The organism is Bacillus sp. UMB0728, assembly GCF_002858875.1.
Taxonomy (GTDB): Bacteria; Bacillota; Bacilli; order Bacillales; family Cytobacillaceae; genus Bacillus_AB; species Bacillus_AB infantis.
Window position 1 is genome coordinate 23,270 of the sequence record NZ_PKLA01000002.1, and the last position, 19,478, is coordinate 42,747.

The following is a 19,478-nucleotide window of genomic DNA, read 5'->3' on the forward strand; positions in this document are numbered from 1 at the left end:
ACGGCATTTGTCTGTCCATCCCCTTCTCTACTGATTCAGCTTTGCCTGTTCAGCTGTTCCCAGATCCCAGCTGATGCGCGGCCATGCATGCTTAAATCTTGCATTCAGGCTCGCTTCGTGGATTCCGGCAGCAATCGTCTTCGCCATCCTCAGCACAAGATTCAGCCTCGTATTCTGCAGAACGAAGAATTCCATAAATCCGCTCACATTCACAATTCCGGTGATATGCATATCGCCTACCTCAGGCAGCTCTTTATTCACGCCGGCTCCAGGCTTGACCGGGCCGGATCCGACCTGGATAACGCCTACGCTTTTCAGTCGGCCAAGGCATGCGTCAATTCCGATAATATAGGGACGTACATGCGATTCTTTGATTTCCTTCAGTTTTTCCTCCAGATTAACGGCATGGATCGGATCATCCAGCGTTCCGTATACATGAAAGGGAGCCACAGCCTTTTCTTCCAGAAGTGTGCCGACAAGCGGACCCAATGAATCTCCGGTAGAGCGGTCAGTGCCGATGCAGACAAAAACGACAGGGCGTACACCGATGCCTGGGGGCATGAAATTTAAGAGTTCAGCGGCCAGCTTGTTTGCAGCATCCTGTTCATCATGGGCAACGCGGGCACTGCTGGCCTTTTTTTCAAATAAGTTCGTTCTTAAGTTCATTGGTTCCACTCCCTCATTATGGTAGTAACAGTATACGGAAAAATTTTGTAATCTATACATACCTGCATCAGTAAAAAGATAAACAGAGAATCATATGTTGGTATGCTTACTGACTGTCCGTACGATCCTTTAATGGGTTAAAGGCACTTGTGCAGGCGGGGAAGGTTTATAGGAAAAGAATGAATTTCTGGGAAGGCACTCACATGTCAGACTGTAAAAAATTCTTGCAAATTGTTAAAATGGATTTAATTTTATAAGATAAGAAAGTATTATTTTGAATTTCGGCTGCTCGCTGCAGCTGCGCCTATGGCCTTGAGGTACAAGCTTGAGGCGGAATCTTGCAGACGTTTTTGCACGCCGCGGCATACTTATTTCGAGTCCTTCATTAAGGCGCTGGCGATTTTCTTATATAATTCACTAAAAGTAAGCGGGTGAAACCATGACTTCTACAGAAAAAATGCTTCAGGGAATTAAGGATCAGCTGTCCGATGAAAATATGTGGAGTGCCATTGGCCTTGGATTTTTGAAGATCATTGCAATTTTGATTGTATCAAGCCTGATCATCAGAATCGGCCGGGCGGCCATCCGAAAGGTCTTTGCCGTGCGGAGCCACTCGCCGCTGCGGATCAGCCACCGCCGGGAGGCTACACTGGTCAAACTGCTTGAAAATATCCTGACGTATGTGGTGTCTTTCATCATGATTATGATGATTCTCTCGACCTTGACGATTGATGTGGGTGCCCTCCTTGCAGGTGCCGGGATTGTGGGGCTTGCGGTCGGCTTCGGCGCTCAGAACCTTGTGAAGGATATCATCACCGGCTTTTTCATCATATTTGAAGACCAATTTTCGGTCGGAGACTATATCAGGGTCGACCAATTCGAAGGAACCGTAGAGGAAATCGGCCTCCGGACAACAAAAATTAAGAGCTGGACAGGTGAGCTTCACATCCTGCCGAACGGGAGCATCGTCCAGGTGACCAATTTCTCCCTTCATAACAGCGTCGCGTTTGTGGATGTGAGCATTGCGTATGAGGGGGATATCCAGAAGGCTGAGCAGGTGCTTAAGGACCTCCTGGAAACCCTGCCTGAAAAATATGAAGATATGGTCAAGACGCCCGAAATATTGGGCATCCAAAACCTGGCGGCATCAGATGTGGTTATCCGGGTGACGGCAGAGACAATGCCGATGAAGCATTTCTTTATCGCCCGTCAGTTGAGGAAGGAAATCAAGATGGCCCTCGATGCACATGGCATCGAAATTCCTTTCCCGCGCCTGGTCATGTATTCGCGCCAGGAAGAAAAGCCTGAAAAAAGCACGGGAAAAGCATAGGAGGAAAATAGCATGGAACCTAAAGAATATGGCCTGAATGATGTAGTAGAGATGAAAAAAGCCCATCCGTGCGGGGCCAACCGCTGGAAAATCATCCGCCTCGGCATGGATATCCGCATTAAATGCGAGGGCTGCTCGCACAGCGTCATGATCCCACGAAAAGAATTCAGCCGGAAAATGAAGAAAATCCTCGTGAAGCATGAAGAATAGTCATGCTTCTTTTTTCTGGAAGGGGATGGACTTGTCTTTTGCCCGGCAAATCTCTATAATTGTGGGAGGCTTGTCCAATTTTATGAAAACGAGAAACAGCCTTATAAAAATAGATTTCACCGTTTTTGAAATAGATGCTGAAATAAAAGTTGAGGAGTGACTGGCATGGCATTAACAGCTGGGATTGTAGGCTTGCCGAACGTTGGTAAATCTACATTATTTAATGCAATAACACAGGCAGGTGCGGAGTCTGCCAACTATCCGTTTTGTACGATTGACCCGAATGTGGGAATTGTTGAGGTTCCTGACCACCGCCTGAACAAGCTGACAGAGCTTGTTCAGCCGAAGAAAACTGTACCGACAACATTTGAATTCACAGACATCGCCGGAATCGTAAAGGGCGCCAGCAAAGGGGAAGGCCTAGGGAATAAATTCCTTTCGCATATCCGTGAAGTGGATGCAATCTGCCAGGTTGTCCGCTGCTTTGCTGATGACAATATCACACACGTATCCGGAAAGGTCGATCCGATTTCCGATATTGAAACCATCAACCTGGAGCTGATCCTTGCTGACCTGGAATCTGTTGAGAAGCGCATTGCCCGCGTCGGCAAAATGGCAAAACAGAAGGATAAGGAAGCTGTGGCAGAACTTGAAGTCCTCGAATTGCTCAAGGATGCGTTCGAGTCAGACAAGCCTGCCCGCACTGTGGAGTTCACAGAAGAGCAGCATAAAATTGCCAAGAACCTTCACCTCCTGACAATCAAGCCTGTCCTGTATGTAGCAAATGTGGGGGAAGATGATGTAGCAGATCCTTCTTCAAACGAATACGTCCAGAGCGTCAGGGATTTTGCAGAGAAAGACAATGCGGAAGTGATTGTTGTCTGTGCGAAAATCGAATCTGAAATCGCCGAGCTTGAAGGCGAAGAAAAGCAAATGTTCCTTGAAGAGCTTGGCATCGAGGAATCCGGTCTTGACCAGCTGATCCGTTCTGCTTACCACCTGCTGGACCTTGCCACTTATTTCACGGCAGGAGTGCAGGAAGTCCGTGCATGGACGTTCCGCAAGGGCATGAAGGCGCCTCAGTGTGCCGGCATCATCCATACAGACTTTGAAAGAGGCTTCATCAGGGCAGAAACTGTCCACTATGATGACCTGCTGGAAGCTAAGACCATGGCAGCTGCGAAAGAAGCAGGAAAGGTCCGTCTTGAAGGAAAAGAGTATATTGTTAAAGACGGAGATATCATTCATTTCCGCTTTAATGTGTAATAAGTATGATGAGAGGCTCCCGCTTTTGGGGGCTTTTTTTTTGTTTGACTGGGGAAGATGCAGGGGGCGTTGAATTTTGAGGCACTCTGTGAGGGGCTGAGGAGTGTCAGTGTGCCTCATGTAGGAGTTTTGAGGAACTCTGTGAGGGCTTGAGGAGTATCAGAGTGCTTCATGTAGGGGTTTTGAGGTACTCTGTGAGAGGTTGAGGTGTGCCAGAATGCTTCATGTAGGAGTTTTGAGGCATTCTGTGAGGGGCTGAGGTGTGCCAGAATGCTTCATGTAGGAGTTTTGAGGAACTCTGTGAGGGCTTGAGGAGTGCCAGAGTGCCTCATGTAGGGGTTTTGAGGTACTCTGTGAGAGGTTGAGGTGTGCCAGAATGCTTCATGTAGGAGTTTTGAGGCATTCTGTGAGGGGCTGGGGAGTGTCAGAGTGCCTCATAGCATGCCGTGGCTGAACACCCCCATCCGCCTTTCAATGGTACAGCTCCGGGCGCTAGCCCCTCGAGTGTCGGGACTGAGCAAGCGCCCTCCGCCTTTCAAGGCTGATTAACAATAAATTTACATGGGATTCAAATGGCTGTTACACATTCTTTTTACAATGAAGTAGAAGAAAGCGCTAAAGGAGGATGTGTGATGAGCCGTGCTAGAGCCTGGATTCGAAGGCAGGATGAGCTGTGGTTTCAATATTGCAACAGCAGATCAGAGGCAGCTTTCATCCGTTTCTTTCAAATGTTGACCCATTTGGGCGGTGCGCGGTTTACGGTTGTCCTGCAGCTGGTTCTTATGCTGGCGGGCCCCCCTTCCCTTTTCAGGCCGGCAGCAGCTGCGTCACTTTCCCTTGCAGCAAGCCATCTTGCCGCAGTCCTGATCAAGCGGGCCGTTAAGAGGATCCGCCCCTTTCAGGTGCTTCCCGGCGTCCGTGTGCATGGATTTCGTTTCAAAGATCATTCTTTTCCGTCAGGGCATTCAACAGCCGCCTTTTCCCTGGCAGTTCCCTACAGCATTCTTTTCCCTCCATTCGCTCCCGCTTTATTGGCAGCTGCCGGTCTTGTCGCCCTTTCAAGGGTTGTGCTTGGCGTCCATTATCCTACCGATATTGCAGCAGGATCTCTGCTTGGCGCAAGTGCAGGCATCTTCTTCGCAGCCATTGCCCAGTCATTTTAATATTGAGGAGGAATGAGAGTGAAGGTGGCGATTTTTTCTGATACCTTTTATCCCCAGATCAATGGGGTGGCTAACACGCTGAAGCGGCTCACAGACCATCTTGAGAAGCGGGATATAGAGTATATGCTTTTTATACCGGGACCCGCTGAGGGAATATCCTATCCGAACGCGGCTGAGTTTCTGAGCATTCCTTTCTTTTTCTACCCTGAATGCAGAACGGCTGTGGCCAATCCCCGCAAAATAACGGAAAGGCTGCAGAAGTTTTCTCCCGATATCGTTCATATAGCCACTCCGCTGACAATGGGGCTTTATGGAATCCATGCGGCAAAAAAGCTGGGCATCCCGATCACCGGCTCCTACCACACCCATTTTGATCAATACTTAAAGCTTTATAAATGCCAATGGCTCTCCCCCCTATTCTGGAAATATATGAAATGGTTCCACCGTTCCTTCCAGCGCATATTCGTGCCGTCAAAAGATACGAAAACAATCCTTGAAGCCCAGGGGCTGCAGTCTGTATCGCTTTGGACACGCGGAGTTGACAGCCGGCTGTTTCATCCTGATCGAGATAAGGACGCAGCCAGGAAGAAATTTGGAATCAGGGAGCCTCATATCCTCTTATATGCAGGCCGGCTTGCACCCGAAAAGGATCTTGGCACCTTGCTGAAGACAATGGGAAGCCTCCCGGAAGAAATCCGGGAGCGGGTGCACTGGCTGATCGTCGGCGACGGACCTGAGTTCCAGCCATTCGCAAAGGAATCTGCCGGCAGGGGCAATGTGACAATGACCGGATATGTCACAGGCGAAGAGCTGGCCGGCCTATATGCAGCAGCCGATTTGCTCGTCTTCCCCTCTCCTACAGAAACATTCGGGAATGTGGTCCTTGAAGCCCTCTCTTCCGGTACCCCTGCCATTGTGGCAGACAAAGGCGGTCCTGCGGAAATCATCTCGGAAGGCAGGACCGGCCGGATTTGCCCGGCAGGCAGCAGCGGGGAATTTGCGAGTGCAATACAAGAGCTGCTTGGAGATCCCGTAAAGCTCGCCAGCATGTCCCGGGAAGCGAGGAGCTATGCCGAACGGCAGTCATGGGATAAAATCATGGACCAGCTGCTGGCAGAATATAAAGAGATTGCATTTGAGGGCGAATACCGCTTCCGGAATTTGGGATAAAAGAATGGATATTGTCCAATTGAATATGATATGATGAATATACCTCGGAATGAGGTTTTTTCTTTTTGGAAGGGATAATTGCTTTCCTTCCGGATATATGCTATAATTTCAACTTGTGAGTAATGAATAGTTACTCCTTGCCCGAATGGGCCGCTTAGACCAAAAGGAGGTGTAATGAGATGAGAAAGTACGAAATCATGTACGTCATCCGTCCAAACATTGAAGATGAGGCTAAAAAGGCTCTAGTTGAGCGTTTTAACTCTATCCTGACTGATAATGGTGCGGAACTGACTGAATCAAAAGACTGGGGCAAACGCCGCCTGGCTTACGAAATCAACGATTTCCGTGATGGCTACTACCAGTTGATCCACCTGAATGCGGAAGCTGCTGCAGTGGACGAGTTCACTCGCCTTGCTAAAATCAGCGAAGATATCATCCGCCACATGGTTGTTAAAGACGAAAAGTAAGACTTGAAATAGAACAGTTTTAAATAAGGAAGGAGTTGATTCTGATGATGAACCGAGTTGTTCTTGTCGGACGTTTAACGAAAGATCCTGAGTTAAGGTACACGCCAAATGGAGTGCCCGTTGCTTCCTTCACACTTGCTGTTAACCGTACTTTTACGAATCAGCAGGGAGAAAGGGAAGCTGACTTCATCAACTGTGTGATCTGGCGCCGTCCAGCTGAAAACGTAGCAAACTTCCTCAAAAAAGGAAGCCTTGCCGGCGTTGATGGACGCCTTCAGACCCGCAGCTATGAGGGACAGGACGGCAAGCGCGTCTACGTTACAGAAGTAATGGCAGACAGCGTTCAGTTCCTGGAGCCGAGAAATGCTTCAGGCGGTGCCCCTAGCGGCGGCCGTAATGACGGAAACTATGGCGGTCCTTCAAGAGAACAGGATTTCCCATATGGAAATAATGATCAGAATCAGCGACAAAACAATAACCGCAATCAAGGATATACGCGCGTGGATGAAGATCCATTCGCAAATGATGGACAAATCGACATCTCTGATGACGATCTGCCATTCTGATCTCCTTGATTGGACGGGTACACGATACTAAAACCAAAAGGAGGGAAATGACATGGCATTTGGAGGAGGACGCAGAGGCGGACGTGCAAAGCGCCGTAAAGTTTGCTACTTCACAGCAAACGGAATCACTCACATCGACTACAAAGATGTAGATCTTCTGAAAAAATTCATCTCTGAGCGCGGTAAAATTTTACCTCGCCGTGTAACTGGTACAAACGCTAAATACCAACGTAAATTGACTGTTGCTATCAAGCGTGCGCGTATCATGGCATTACTGCCTTACGTTTCAGGTGAATAATATATAATAAAAGAAGGGCGCCTTATGGGTGTCCTTCTTTTTTCATACATAGAAGATTGTTTTGGATCTTTGATGCCCACAGGATTCGGGTCATGCAGACGCTGCCGCAGGATGTGGCGTTTTTAGTCTGCGTTCCTTTATAAAGGATCCTCCGCATTTCGATTGTCCAGCTTCAAAGCCTAGCCCCTCGAGTCATAAGCCACTTAGGAATTAAAGGCAAAGAACGCCTTTTATTCTTCCGCGTGTTATGCTTGTCGGGGCTGAGCAAGCACCCTCCGCATTTCGAAAGGTTGAACCAAGCCTTCATACCCGATAAAATAGTAATAGGAATATGTCTTTGACCTGCTGCTGGATGCAGCTTAGTATAAAGAGAATTTGAGAGGTGAAGCAGTGAAGAATGTCCATAAGTTGACTTCGGGTGCAGTCATGCTGGCAGTGTTTGCTGTCCTGATGCTGCTGACCCTTTACGTCCCTGTCCTGGGGGTTGTCACAAATCTGTTTTTAGCAGCGCCGTTTATCTTATTTGCTGCAACGAATGACCGCAAAAGCTCGCTGGTCTTTTTGACAGGGGGCATCCTCATTTCGCTGATTGTCGGGACGATACTGGCGATTCCGCTTGCGCTGCTCTATGGTATAACGGGAACTGTAATTGGGGATTTTATCCGGGAGAAAAAGTCGCGGTTCAGCACGTATATGGCAAGCTCACTTGCCTTCCTGATCCTGCTGGTTGCCCAATACGGGATCGCGGTCCAGTTTTTTGAGCTGAATGTGATAAAAGAATCGTTTGATATCTTAAAGCAGTCTGTCGATAAGATTGTGTCTTTGATGGAAAATCTCGGCCAGCCGCTCGATGAAAAGATGAAGGATCAGCTTTACAGCGGCATTGAATTGACCGAGACACTCATTCCGAGCCTGCTGATTATGGCATCATTTATCAATGTCCTGATCCTCCAGGCAGTATCCCTTCCAATCGTGAAGCGGTTTGGCGTGAATATGGAAAAATGGGGCCAGTTCCGGAATCTGTCCCTCCCGAAGAGTGTACTCTGGTATTATCTGATCACCATCATTGCGGCCCTCCTTCTGAAGCCGGAGGAAGGGACAGTCCTTTTTGATGCGTTTATAAATCTGAGTTTTATCCTGCAGCTGCTTATGATTGTGCAGGGGCTCTCGCTCGTCTTTTATTTCTGCCACATAAAAGGCTATCCAAAGGCCGTGCCGGTCATAGCCGCCGTCCTGAGCTTCATCCTGCCTTTTCTCCTTTATATTATCAGGATATTAGGTATAATTGACTTAGGATTCAATTTGAAAAAATGGTTAAAAGAAAAAGTCTGACACTACTGTAGGAGCTGAAAACATGCCATCGTATTTAGAAAAGCGATCCATCCGCTATCCGCTTTATTGGCTGATGGGAATAACAGTGGTGGTCCTTGGGATATTGGCATATTACAACTGGATCCTTGGCCTGGCAGGTGTGCTGCTGATTGTGCTGCCATTCTATTTCATTTTTATGATAGACTACCGCCAGCGCCGGGAAACAGAAGAGTATATATCAACACTCTCATACCGTGTCAAAAAAGTAGGCGAAGAAGCCTTGATGGAAATGCCGATCGGGATCATGCTCTTCAATGAAGAGCTGTATATCGAATGGACCAACCCATTCCTTGCTTCCTGCTTTGATGAAGATACACTGGTCGGAAGATCGCTTTATGATGCAGCAGAAACACTCGTCCCTTTGATCAAGCAAGAGGTGGAGTCTGAGATCATCACCCTCCACGAACGGAAATTCAGGGTCATACATAAGCCGGATGAACGGCTCCTGTATTTCTTTGACGTGACCGAGCAGACGGAAATTGAAAAGCTGTATGAAGATGAAAGGACCGTACTGGCCATCATCTTCTTAGATAACTATGATGAGCTGACACAGGGGATGGACGACCAGACGAGAAGCAGCCTCAACAATCTTGTCACCTCCCTCCTGAATAAGTGGGCGACGGACAATGGCGTCTTCCTGAAAAGGATTTCGTCTGAGCGCTTCATCGCGGTGTTCAATGAAAACATCCTCCAGCTGCTTGAAAGAGGAAAGTTCACGATCCTCGACGACGTCCGGGAAACAAGCTCGACCCAAAATGTCCCGCTCACCTTAAGCATTGGCGTCGGCTCCGGTGTCTCTTCACTGCCAGAGCTCGGTTCGCTGGCACAGTCAAGCCTTGACCTTGCCCTCGGCAGGGGCGGCGACCAGGTGGCCATCAAGCAGCCGAATGGGAAAGTCAAATTCTTCGGCGGCAAGACCAATCCTGTTGAAAAAAGGACGAGGGTCCGTGCAAGGGTGATTTCCCACGCATTGAAGGAATTGATCACTGAAAGCGATAAAGTGATCATCATGGGCCATAAAAGCCCGGATATGGACGCTGTAGGCGCTTCGATCGGCATCCTGAAGGTAGCTGAGATGAACCAGTGTGAAGGGTATGTGGTCATGAACTTCCAGGATATCGATACAGGCGTCCAGCGGATGATGAAGGAAATCCGCAAGAATGAGTCCCTCTTCTCGCGCTTTATCAGCCCTGAGGAGGCGCTTGAGATTGCGACGGATGATACCTTGCTTGTTGTGGTGGATACCCATAAGCCGTCCCTTGTCATCGAGGAGCGGCTGCTCAGCAAGATTGATCATGTGGTGGTCATTGACCACCACAGGCGCGGTGAGGAATTCATCAAGAATCCGCTGCTCGTCTATATGGAGCCGTATGCATCCTCGACAGCGGAACTTGTCACCGAGCTGCTTGAATACCAGCCAAAGAAAGGCCGGATCGAAATGCTCGAAGCCACCGCCCTTCTTGCCGGGATCATTGTCGATACGAAAAGCTTTACGCTCAGGACCGGTGCCCGAACCTTTGATGCCGCCTCCTATCTGCGCGGCCAGGGAGCGGATACCGTCCTTGTCCAGAAGTTCCTCAAGGAGGATGTCGACACCTATGTGAAGCGGGCCAAGCTGATTGAGACAGTATCCCTATACCGGGAAGGGCTGGCGATTGCAAAGGGGAACCCTGACCAGACATTCGATCAGGTGCTGATTGCCCAGACTGCCGACACCCTCCTGACAATGGATGGGATCGATGCTTCTTTTGTTATCTCCAAACGGGCAGATAATCTGGTTGGCATCAGCGCCCGCTCGCTCGGCGATGTGAATGTCCAGATCATCATGGAAAGCCTTGAGGGCGGAGGGCATCTCACGAATGCAGCAACACAGCTGACAGACATAACAGTCGATGAGGCGGAAGAGCGCCTTCATCAGGCTATAGATGATTACTTTGAAGGGAGACGGAAAGAATGAAAGTCATTTTCTTAAAAGATGTTAAAGGAAAAGGAAAAAAAGGTGAAGTCAAAAACGTGGCTGACGGCTATGCCCACAACTTCCTGCTGAAGCAGGGGCTTGCCATTGAAGCGAATCAGGCGAATATCAGCACACTGAGCGCACAGAAAAAGAAAGAAGAAAAAGTTGCTGCCAATGAACTGGAAGAAGCGAAAGAGCTTAAAGAAAAACTTGAAAAGATTACAGTAGAATTTTCAGCAAAATCAGGTGAAGGCGGAAGATTGTTCGGCTCCATCACAAGCAAGCAGATTGCTGAAGAGCTTAATAAAAAGAACGGCATCAAGATTGACAAGCGCAAAATCGAGCTCAGCGATGCGATCCGCACGCTCGGCTATACAAAGGTTCCTGTAAAGCTTCATACTGAAGTAACTGCTACATTGAATGTCCATGTAAAAGAAGTAAACTAATTTTGGAAGTTCCATTTACAGATAAACATGTTAAAATATAAGAGTTGAGAGAAATGTGGTCGGTGCCAAGCTGATCACATTTTTCCTGCTTAATCGGCCTTTTTTGTGAATTCAATGGATTTTTGCATAGATTTTTAATAGATATAAAGATAGATAGGCATTAAGAGGGAGTTGGAATAGATGAGTGATCTGTTTGCAGACAGGCTGCCCCCGCAGAATATAGAAGCGGAGCAGGCTGTGCTCGGTGCCATTTTCCTGGAGCCGGCATCTTTGACGCTGGCATCTGAGATGCTGATCCCGGAAGATTTCTACCGGGCAGCCCACCAGAAAATTTACAACATGATGCTTAAGCTGAATGACGAAGGAAAGGCTGTTGACCTTGTCACTGTAACCGAGGAGCTGGCAGCTGCCAAGCTGCTGGAGGATACAGGAGGCGTCAGCTACCTGAGTGAATTGGCAGGCTCTGTGCCGACAGCGGCCAATATTGAATATTATGCGCGGATCGTCGAGGAGAAATCGCTTCTCAGAAGATTGATCCGGACGGCGACAGGCATCGCCCAGGACGGCTATTCCCGTGAGGACGAGGTTGAAGTCCTGCTCGGCGAGGCGGAAAAGAACATTCTTGAGGTGGCCCAGCGCAAAAATGCCGGCGCCTTTCATAATATTAAAGATGTGCTTGTGCGCACCTACGATAATATTGAAGTCATGCACAACCGCAAAGGGGATATCACGGGGATTCCAACGGGATTCGCCGAATTGGATAAAATGACTGCCGGTTTCCAGCGGAATGACCTGATCATTGTGGGCGCCCGTCCATCGGTTGGTAAAACAGCCTTTGCCCTGAATATCGCGCAGAATGTTGCCACCAAAACTAATGAAAACATCGCGATTTTCAGTCTTGAGATGGGTGCAGAGCAGCTTGTTATGCGTATGCTCTGCGCTGAAGGCAATATTGACGCCCAAAGGCTCAGGACCGGCTCACTGACAGATGATGACTGGGGCAAGCTGACGATGGCGATGGGAAGCCTCTCAAACGCAGGAATCTTCATCGATGACACGCCGGGTGTAAGGATCACCGAAATCCGTTCAAAGTGCCGCCGCCTGAAGCAGGAGCACGGCCTTGGCATGATCCTGATCGACTATCTGCAGCTAATCTTAGGAAGCGGCCGCTCCGGCGAGAACCGACAGCAGGAAGTATCGGAAATTTCCCGTTCCCTGAAGGCGCTCGCCCGTGAGCTCCAGGTTCCTGTCATCGCCCTGTCCCAGCTCTCCCGTGGAGTGGAGCAGCGCCAGGATAAGCGCCCGATGATGTCCGACATCCGTGAATCGGGAAGCATCGAGCAGGATGCCGATATTGTGGCATTCCTGTACCGTGACGATTATTATGATAAAGAATCAGAAGACAAGAACATCATTGAAATCATTATTGCCAAGCAGCGTAACGGCCCGGTCGGTACTGTCCAGCTGGCGTTCGTGAAGGAATATAATAAATTCGTCAATCTCGAGAAGAGGTTCGATGACTCAGGCATGCCGCCTGGTGCGTAAAGCCGCAGTTCTGTACTGCGGCTTTTTTCTGTGGAAAAAAGAATAGGACCTTCCTCATATGCAAAAACTAAAGGATAGCCTACAGAAATTTTTACGAACGTATTTTTATGATTTCTTTAAAAATGTTCGTGTTTCATTGACTTTTATCGCTTTCCCTTGGTAAAATTAGAGTTGTTTGAAGAACGGATACATATTTACACTCTTTGGAGGTGCTTTATAAATGTCATCAGTCGTTGTAGTTGGAACTCAATGGGGAGATGAAGGAAAAGGAAAGATTACAGACTTCCTTTCAGAAAATGCTGAAGTGATTGCCCGCTACCAGGGAGGAAATAATGCCGGCCATACCATCAAGTTTGGCGGAGAGACATACAAGCTTCATTTGATTCCATCCGGAATTTTTTATAAAGAGAAAAACTGTGTCATTGGAAACGGCATGGTTGTAGATCCGAAAGCCCTGCTCAAGGAGCTTGCGTATCTGCATGAAAGAAATATCACAACCGACAATCTGCGCATCTCAAACCGCGCGCATGTGATTCTCCCTTACCACCTGAAGCTGGATGAAGTGGAAGAGGAAAGAAAAGGCGCCAACAAGATCGGCACCACAAAGAAGGGCATCGGGCCTGCGTACATGGATAAAGCTGCCCGCAACGGCATCCGCATCGCCGACCTTCTTGACCGTGAAGTGTTTGAAGAGAAGCTGCAGCGCAATCTTGAAGAAAAGAACCGCCTGCTGGAGCGCTTCTATGAAACAGAAGGCTTCAAGCTTGAGGATATTCTTGAAGAGTATTATGAGTATGGCCAGCAGATCAAGCAGTATGTGTGCGACACGTCTGTTGTGCTGAACGATGCCCTTGATGAAGGCCGCCGTGTTCTGTTTGAAGGAGCACAGGGCGTTATGCTCGATATCGACCAGGGGACATACCCGTTTGTTACTTCTTCCAACCCGGTTGCGGGCGGCGTAACGATCGGTTCAGGAGTCGGCCCCACGAAAATCAAGCATGTTGTCGGCGTATCCAAAGCCTACACAACACGTGTCGGTGACGGACCGTTCCCGACTGAGCTTGATAATGAGATCGGCAATAGGATCCGCGAGGTTGGCCGCGAGTATGGTACAACTACGGGCCGTGCACGACGTGTCGGCTGGTTTGACAGTGTTGTTGTCCGCCACGCCCGCAGGGTCAGCGGCATCACTGATCTGTCCCTGAACTCTATTGATGTTCTGACAGGCATCGAAACGCTGAAAATCTGTGTTGCTTACCGCTATAAAGGCGAAGTGATCGAAGAATTCCCGGCGAGCCTGAAGGTGCTTGCTGAATGTGAGCCTGTGTATGAAGAGCTCCCAGGCTGGACTGAGGACATCACTGGCTGCAAGTCGCTGGATGAGCTTCCGGCCAATGCCCGCCACTACCTCGAAAGAGTTGCCCAGCTGACAGGCATTCCATTGTCCATCTTCTCTGTCGGTCCGGACCGCTCACAGACAAATGTTGTCATGAGCCCTTGGCGCCAGAATTAATAGTTGAAGCCCTCTTTATGGGGGCTTTTTTTCATGGAAAGGTTTAGGATGGGGACATTCAGATCTTTTTTGTTAAGAGTAATTAAAAATTTCAGGAGCCTCTGTTTATTGGAGTGGAAGGCACGTAGACTCCTCATAAAATGCATACGCATTTTCTTCGTGCGATGTGATTTCGGGGAAGAGGATTCAACATCCTGCGGGATTGCAGCGGCAATGCTGAGAACCCGCAGACGCGGAGCGGTGAGGAGGCTCAGCGTCGCCCCGCGGAAAGCGAAGTGCCTGGAACGGAAACGAACAGACCACATATGGACGCTATCACTCTACCCACATTTTGACGAACCAATCTATTTTCCCCTATGATTAGCATACATAAGAAGATTTTGTCAGGGGGGATAGTATGAACATTCTGGTTGTTGAGGATGATCGGACGATAGCGGCGGGGCTGGAGTATTCTTTGCAGAATGAGAAATATGGTACATTCGTATGCCATGATGCCGCGGGGGCGCGGGAATTGATCAGGACGAAGCTGGATGAGATTGATCTTTGCCTGTTTGATCTGGGGCTGCCGGATGGAAGCGGGTATGATTTGTGCTCACTTGTGAAAAAGCAGAGCGATCTGCCTGTCATTTTTCTCACGGCAATGGATGAAGAAGTGAATGTCGTGATGGGACTGGATATGGGGGCTGATGATTATATCACGAAGCCATTCCGGGTCCGCGAGCTGCTGTCGCGCATCAGGTCGGTGCTGCGCCGCTATGATAAGCAGGACAGGCAGACTGTCACCTTCCAGGCAATCACGGTTCATACCGGCGAAGGGAAGGTCTATAAGCATGGAGAAGAGATCCAGCTGACGGCCCTGGAGTACCGCCTCCTCCTGATCTTTGCGAACCATAAAGGGCAGGTGCTGACGAGGAGCCAGCTGCTCGATAAAATCTGGGACGTTGCCGGCGATTTTGTGAACGATAATACACTGACCGTCTACATAAAGCGGCTAAGGGAAAAGCTCGAGGACGATCCGCAAAAGCCTTCCATCATCAAGACCGTCCGCGGTCTCGGCTATAAGGCAGGCGACTGAGATGCTGCGGAACAAAGAATTCAGGACCTTTTTGTTCACAAGCATCGGCCTTGCAGTTCTATGTGTGCTGCTATCCTCCCTTTTATCCTGGCAGGCAGCCCTGGCAGCAGGGACGGCCTCTATCCTCCTTTTAGCTGCCTTTTTAATTTTCACTTCCTGGCGCTACCGTGAGATTGAAAAGCTTTCACGCTATCTAAGGAGGATCAGCAGCGGAGATTATATGCTCGATGTCCGGGATAATCATGAGGGCGAACTCAGCATTCTGAAATCGGAGATCTATAAGGTGACCATCAGGCTCTCAGAGCAGGGCGCCCTCCTGCAGGAAGATAAAACGAAGCTGACAGATGCGATTTCAGATATATCACATCAATTGAAGACCCCGCTTACCTCGATGATGGTCATGTCAGACCTGCTGAGTGATATGTCGCTTGCGGATGATAAGCGAAAAGAGTTTACCCGCCGCATTCAGGTGCAGCTGGAAAGAATCGAATGGCTGGTTTCCTCCCTTTTGAAGCTTTCAAAAATTGACGCTGGCACTGCCCTTTTTAAAACAGAAAGAGTGAATGTCCCGCAGCTGATCAAGGAGGCTGTTGAGCCGCTTCTGATTCCCATCGAGCTCAAAGAACAGGAGCTTCAGGTCAGAGGGGCAGAGGGCGTCTTCTTCACCGGCGATCATAATTGGACGAAGGAAGCATTGATCAATATCATTAAAAACAGCATCGAACATTCCAGTGAAAAAGGGCGTATCAGCATCAGCTGCAGCCAAAATCCGCTCCTCACCGAAATTATTATCGAGGATAATGGCAAGGGCATCCTAAAAGAAGATCTTCCCTACATTTTCAAGCGCTTTTACCGGGGCAAGAATGCCTCGGAAGACAGCGTTGGCATTGGGCTGGCCATGGCATACGGGATCATGAAAAGGCAGGGCGGAGATATTGAAGTGGCCAGTAAAAAGGGTGTCGGAACAAGATTTACGCTGAAGTTTTACCACCAGGTCATTTAGCAGATGACTAAACTGTCACTTTAGAGTCACGCTAGAGTCATTTTCGCCAGATATACTGAACCTATCAAATCATTGGAGGCTCTAGCATGGAAATCTTGAAAATTGAGAATCTGTCTAAAGTGTACGGAAGCGGAGATACTGCTGTAAAGGCATTGGATGACGTATCTTTTAGTGTCAATAAAGGAGAATTTGTCGCGATCATCGGCCCATCGGGATCCGGGAAATCGACCCTCCTTCATATGCTCGGCGGGGTGGACCGCCCTACAGGAGGCCGTGTGCTGGTCGATAACACTGATATTTACAAACTGAATGAAACACAGCTCGCCATCTTCAGGAGAAGGCAGATCGGACTGATTTACCAATTTTACAATCTGATCCCGATCTTGAGTGTTGAGGAAAATATCACGCTCCCAATGCTGCTTGACGGCCAGAAGGTCGACCGGGGGCAGCTTGAAGAAATTGTCGGGATCCTTGGACTGCAGAATCGCCTGTCCCATCTTCCAAACCAGCTGTCCGGCGGGCAGCAGCAGCGCGTGTCCATCGGCCGTGCCCTTATCAGCCGTCCGGCCATCATGCTTGCTGACGAGCCGACCGGGAACCTGGACAGCCGAAACAGCGGTGAAATCATGGAGCTTTTAAAAATGTTCAATAAAACTTATAAGCAGACACTGATTGTTATCACCCATGATGAGCGGATCGCGATGCAGGCTGACCGGGTCATTTCCATTGAAGACGGTAAGGTTGCGAAAAATGAGGTCATCCGGCCATGAATATCATAAACAAGCTGACATTGCGGCATTTGAAAAAGAACAGGAGAAGGACACTTGTCACGATTATCGGCGTCATCATCTCAGTCGCCATGGTTTCGGCGGTTTCCACCCTGTTTGTCTCCTTCCTCGGGATGATGAAGCAGGAAGCTATCCAGAATTCCGGGGATTGGCATGTCATCTACCGTGATGTGTCAGAAAGCCAGATGGAAGCGATACGAAAGGACGAGCAGACGGAAAAGCTGTTTTTCACAAGGGACAGGGGATATTCATCGCTTGAAAATCCCTCCAATAAAAATAGGCCTTATCTTTTTATCAAGGAATTCGATTCAGAGGGAATGGAGCACTTCCCTGTTGAATTGAGTGAAGGGCGCCTTCCAAAAAAGGAGAACGAAGTCCTTTTTCCAAAAGAAATCGTGGAAAAGCAGAATTACCAAATAGGCGATGAAATCACTCTTGAAATTGGGGACCGGCATATCCCAAATGATGACCGCTCTTTTGGCCAGGGGGATTATCTGCAGTACGATGAAACAGAAGTAATTGAAACATTAAGCAAAAAAGAGGAAGGCATCTTTACAATTGTCGGTACGATGGAGCGTCCGGAATGGGAGCCATACTCCGCACCCGGCTACACAATCGTTAGCTATATGGAGCAGGATCCCTTTAAGGGCGGAGCAGCTGATATCGGTGTAACGGTGAAAAAGGTGAACCGGTCGCTCTACGAGCATGCCAAAGAGCTGGCCGAAAAAAATGGAATTACTAAAGTCAGCTTCAATAGCGAACTGCTTCGTTATTATGGGGTGACCGATAGTGATAATCTGGCTATCACGCTTTATTCTCTTGCAGCCATTATCATATTAATTATTATCATCGGTTCGGTATCCCTGATCTATAATTCATTTGCCATCAGCGTCTCCGAGAGGGCCCGCCATCTCGGAATGTTATCCAGTGTCGGTGCGACCAAAACACAAAAACGGAATTCTGTCTTCTTTGAAGGGGCGGTAATCGGGGTGATATCCATCCCGCTTGGACTGCTGGCAGGAATCGGCGGCATCTTTGCAACCTTTCTGGTAATGAATCGGACCTTTGGCGATACCCTGGGGATAGACGATGGACTGACCTTAACCGTGACACCCATGTCCATCCTGCTTTCTTGCCTGATCTCGATTCTGACGATTTTCATCTCCACCTATATGCCGGCGAGGAAGGCTTCAAAGGTCTCTGCCATCGACGCCATCAGGCAGAGCCAGGATGTGAAGCTGACCGGCAAAGCGGTAAAAACGTCCAGATTGGTCAGGAAAATCTTCGGCCTTGAAGCAGAAATTGGTTTGAAGAATCTGAAACGGAATAAAAGAAGATATCAAGTGACAGTGTTCTCGCTGGTTATCACGATTGTTCTTTTCCTGGCAGTTTCCTATTTTACTGCAAACCTGAAGCAGTCGATTACGATGACACAGGTGAACTATAACTATGATGTACAGATATACAGTTCTGAAGATCAGGCAGCCCTTGAACCTTATATGAATCTAAATTATGTGAGTGATGCTTCCTTAATGGAGGAGGCCTATTTTTCAACATGGATCAATGAGTCAGAGCTGCCGGATGAAGTGAAGGCGCAGGAATATTATGAAGATATGCTCCAGGGTGGGAAATATCCTTATTCTCTCGTGCTGCATGGAATAGATGAGAAGAGCTTTAAAACATATGCTAATAAGATCGGAGCCGATGTGAATGAGCTCCAGGATAAAGTAATCATCCTTAATAAATTTGTGTACGAAGACGTACAGACGGGGAAAAAGATTGAAACTGGCGGAATCAACGGAAAGCCTGGAGATAAGCTGGATCTGTATCTCCCAGAGGAGAACAGTCCATTTCAATCCCTTGAAATCGGCTTTGCTGCTGTAGAGGCGCCGATGGGCATCCTGCCGCTAGGCAATTATGAAGTTCATCTCCTGATGCCTCAGAAGCAGTTCGAACAGCTGAAGCAGAATAGTGCAGAGACTTCTTATTCCTTGTTCCTGGACAGCTCAAAGCCTGAAGAAATGCAGGATCAGCTTGATCAGATCGAGTCAGAAAATCTTATGATCCAGAATGTCTATCAAAACCGTGAACGGGATGAACAGATGGTAACGTTCATGTCAGTTTTCACCTACGGCTTCATCACGCTGATTTCCGCCATTTCAATAGCGAATATCTTTAACACCATTTCAACGAGCATTGCGCTCAGGGGCAGGGAGTTCGCCATGCTGAGATCAATCGGGATGACACCGAAGGGCTTTAATAAAATGATCAACTATGAAAGCATCTTTTATGGACTCAAGGCCCTGCTGTACGGGCTTCCGATCTCACTCGGTGTTATGCTGCTCATGTATTGGTCATTGCAGAATACATTCCAATACTCATTCGCCGTACCATGGATAAGTGTTCTGATCGCCATCGCTGCGATTTTCATCATCGTGAGCGCCGCCATGCTTTACTCGATTCAAAAGGTGAAAAAGCAGAACATTATTGATGGCCTGAAGCAGGAAAATATCTAAAAATATATGCCTCTCCAGTGCAAAAAGGAGAGGCATATGTTTGCTTTCAGCTGAGAATGGTATACAGATAGAGGCGGCATTCTAGCTTGCAAAATATTTTTTAAAAAATAAGTTGCAATAGTTTTAGA

The 19,478-nt window shown here is 48.4% G+C and carries 18 protein-coding genes; 17 read left to right on the forward strand and 1 reads right to left on the reverse strand.

Annotation, left to right across the window (positions count from 1 at the left end; all coding sequences use genetic code 11):
• Positions 1-27: 27 nt before the first annotated feature.
• Positions 28-666 (reverse strand): spore protease YyaC, encoded by a 639-nt coding sequence (gene yyaC / locus CYJ37_RS05800; RefSeq protein ID WP_009796300.1) that lies wholly within the window; start codon positions 664-666, stop codon positions 28-30.
• A 439-nt stretch (positions 667-1,105) separates the two neighbouring features.
• On the opposite strand from yyaC, the gene CYJ37_RS05805 reads away from it, so the two are divergent.
• The 17 genes from CYJ37_RS05805 (at position 1,106) to CYJ37_RS05890 (ending at position 19,350) form a co-directional block, all read left to right on the forward strand.
• On the forward strand, positions 1,106-1,996 hold the full coding sequence (locus CYJ37_RS05805) for a mechanosensitive ion channel family protein (RefSeq protein ID WP_009796299.1): 891 nt from the start codon (positions 1,106-1,108) through the stop codon (positions 1,994-1,996).
• 12 nt (positions 1,997-2,008) lie between these two features.
• Positions 2,009-2,206, forward strand: coding sequence for a DUF951 domain-containing protein (locus tag CYJ37_RS05810; protein WP_022544631.1), 198 nt, complete (start codon positions 2,009-2,011; stop codon positions 2,204-2,206).
• Positions 2,207-2,371: 165 nt separating this feature from the next.
• Positions 2,372-3,472 (forward strand): redox-regulated ATPase YchF, encoded by a 1,101-nt coding sequence (gene ychF / locus CYJ37_RS05815; RefSeq protein ID WP_009796296.1) that lies wholly within the window; start codon positions 2,372-2,374, stop codon positions 3,470-3,472.
• Positions 3,473-4,104: 632 nt separating this feature from the next.
• Positions 4,105-4,635 (forward strand): phosphatase PAP2 family protein, encoded by a 531-nt coding sequence (locus CYJ37_RS05820; RefSeq protein WP_101548490.1) that lies wholly within the window; start codon positions 4,105-4,107, stop codon positions 4,633-4,635.
• Between the two features lie 12 nt (positions 4,636-4,647).
• Positions 4,648-5,805, forward strand: coding sequence for a glycosyltransferase family 4 protein (locus CYJ37_RS05825; RefSeq protein WP_101548491.1), 1,158 nt, complete (start codon positions 4,648-4,650; stop codon positions 5,803-5,805).
• Between the two features lie 179 nt (positions 5,806-5,984).
• A complete protein-coding gene (gene rpsF, locus CYJ37_RS05830) occupies positions 5,985-6,272 on the forward strand; it encodes a 30S ribosomal protein S6 (RefSeq protein WP_009796293.1) in 288 nt (95 codons plus the stop codon).
• A gap of 44 nt (positions 6,273-6,316) precedes the next feature.
• A complete protein-coding gene (gene ssb, locus CYJ37_RS05835; RefSeq protein WP_022544627.1) occupies positions 6,317-6,838 on the forward strand; it encodes a single-stranded DNA-binding protein in 522 nt (173 codons plus the stop codon).
• A gap of 52 nt (positions 6,839-6,890) precedes the next feature.
• Positions 6,891-7,136, forward strand: coding sequence for a 30S ribosomal protein S18 (rpsR, locus tag CYJ37_RS05840; RefSeq protein ID WP_009796290.1), 246 nt, complete (start codon positions 6,891-6,893; stop codon positions 7,134-7,136).
• A gap of 390 nt (positions 7,137-7,526) precedes the next feature.
• On the forward strand, positions 7,527-8,468 hold the full coding sequence (locus tag CYJ37_RS05845; RefSeq protein ID WP_101548493.1) for a YybS family protein: 942 nt from the start codon (positions 7,527-7,529) through the stop codon (positions 8,466-8,468).
• A gap of 22 nt (positions 8,469-8,490) precedes the next feature.
• Positions 8,491-10,464: a DHH family phosphoesterase gene (locus tag CYJ37_RS05850; protein ID WP_009791714.1), complete on the forward strand. Its 1,974-nt coding sequence runs from the start codon at positions 8,491-8,493 to the stop codon at positions 10,462-10,464.
• Positions 10,461-10,910: a 50S ribosomal protein L9 gene (rplI, locus tag CYJ37_RS05855; RefSeq protein WP_009791713.1), complete on the forward strand. Its 450-nt coding sequence runs from the start codon at positions 10,461-10,463 to the stop codon at positions 10,908-10,910. Before CYJ37_RS05850 ends, rplI begins: the two co-directional genes overlap by 4 nt.
• Before the next feature lie 180 nt (positions 10,911-11,090).
• Positions 11,091-12,455, forward strand: a complete 1,365-nt coding sequence (gene dnaB, locus CYJ37_RS05860; RefSeq protein WP_009791712.1) for a replicative DNA helicase — start codon at positions 11,091-11,093, stop codon at positions 12,453-12,455.
• A 220-nt stretch (positions 12,456-12,675) separates the two neighbouring features.
• Positions 12,676-13,968, forward strand: coding sequence for an adenylosuccinate synthase (locus CYJ37_RS05865; protein ID WP_009791711.1), 1,293 nt, complete (start codon positions 12,676-12,678; stop codon positions 13,966-13,968).
• Positions 13,969-14,365: 397 nt separating this feature from the next.
• Positions 14,366-15,043 carry a response regulator transcription factor gene (locus CYJ37_RS05875; protein WP_022544624.1) on the forward strand — a complete coding sequence of 226 codons (678 nt, stop codon included), beginning with the start codon at positions 14,366-14,368 and terminating at the stop codon, positions 15,041-15,043.
• 1 nt (position 15,044) lies between these two features.
• Positions 15,045-16,046 (forward strand): sensor histidine kinase, encoded by a 1,002-nt coding sequence (locus tag CYJ37_RS05880; RefSeq protein WP_009794708.1) that lies wholly within the window; start codon positions 15,045-15,047, stop codon positions 16,044-16,046.
• A gap of 86 nt (positions 16,047-16,132) precedes the next feature.
• Positions 16,133-16,816, forward strand: a complete 684-nt coding sequence (locus tag CYJ37_RS05885; protein ID WP_009794707.1) for an ABC transporter ATP-binding protein — start codon at positions 16,133-16,135, stop codon at positions 16,814-16,816.
• Positions 16,813-19,350 carry an ABC transporter permease gene (locus CYJ37_RS05890; RefSeq protein WP_101548495.1) on the forward strand — a complete coding sequence of 846 codons (2,538 nt, stop codon included), beginning with the start codon at positions 16,813-16,815 and terminating at the stop codon, positions 19,348-19,350. The genes CYJ37_RS05885 and CYJ37_RS05890 overlap by 4 nt, the downstream gene beginning before the upstream one ends.
• Positions 19,351-19,478: the final 128 nt, after the last annotated feature.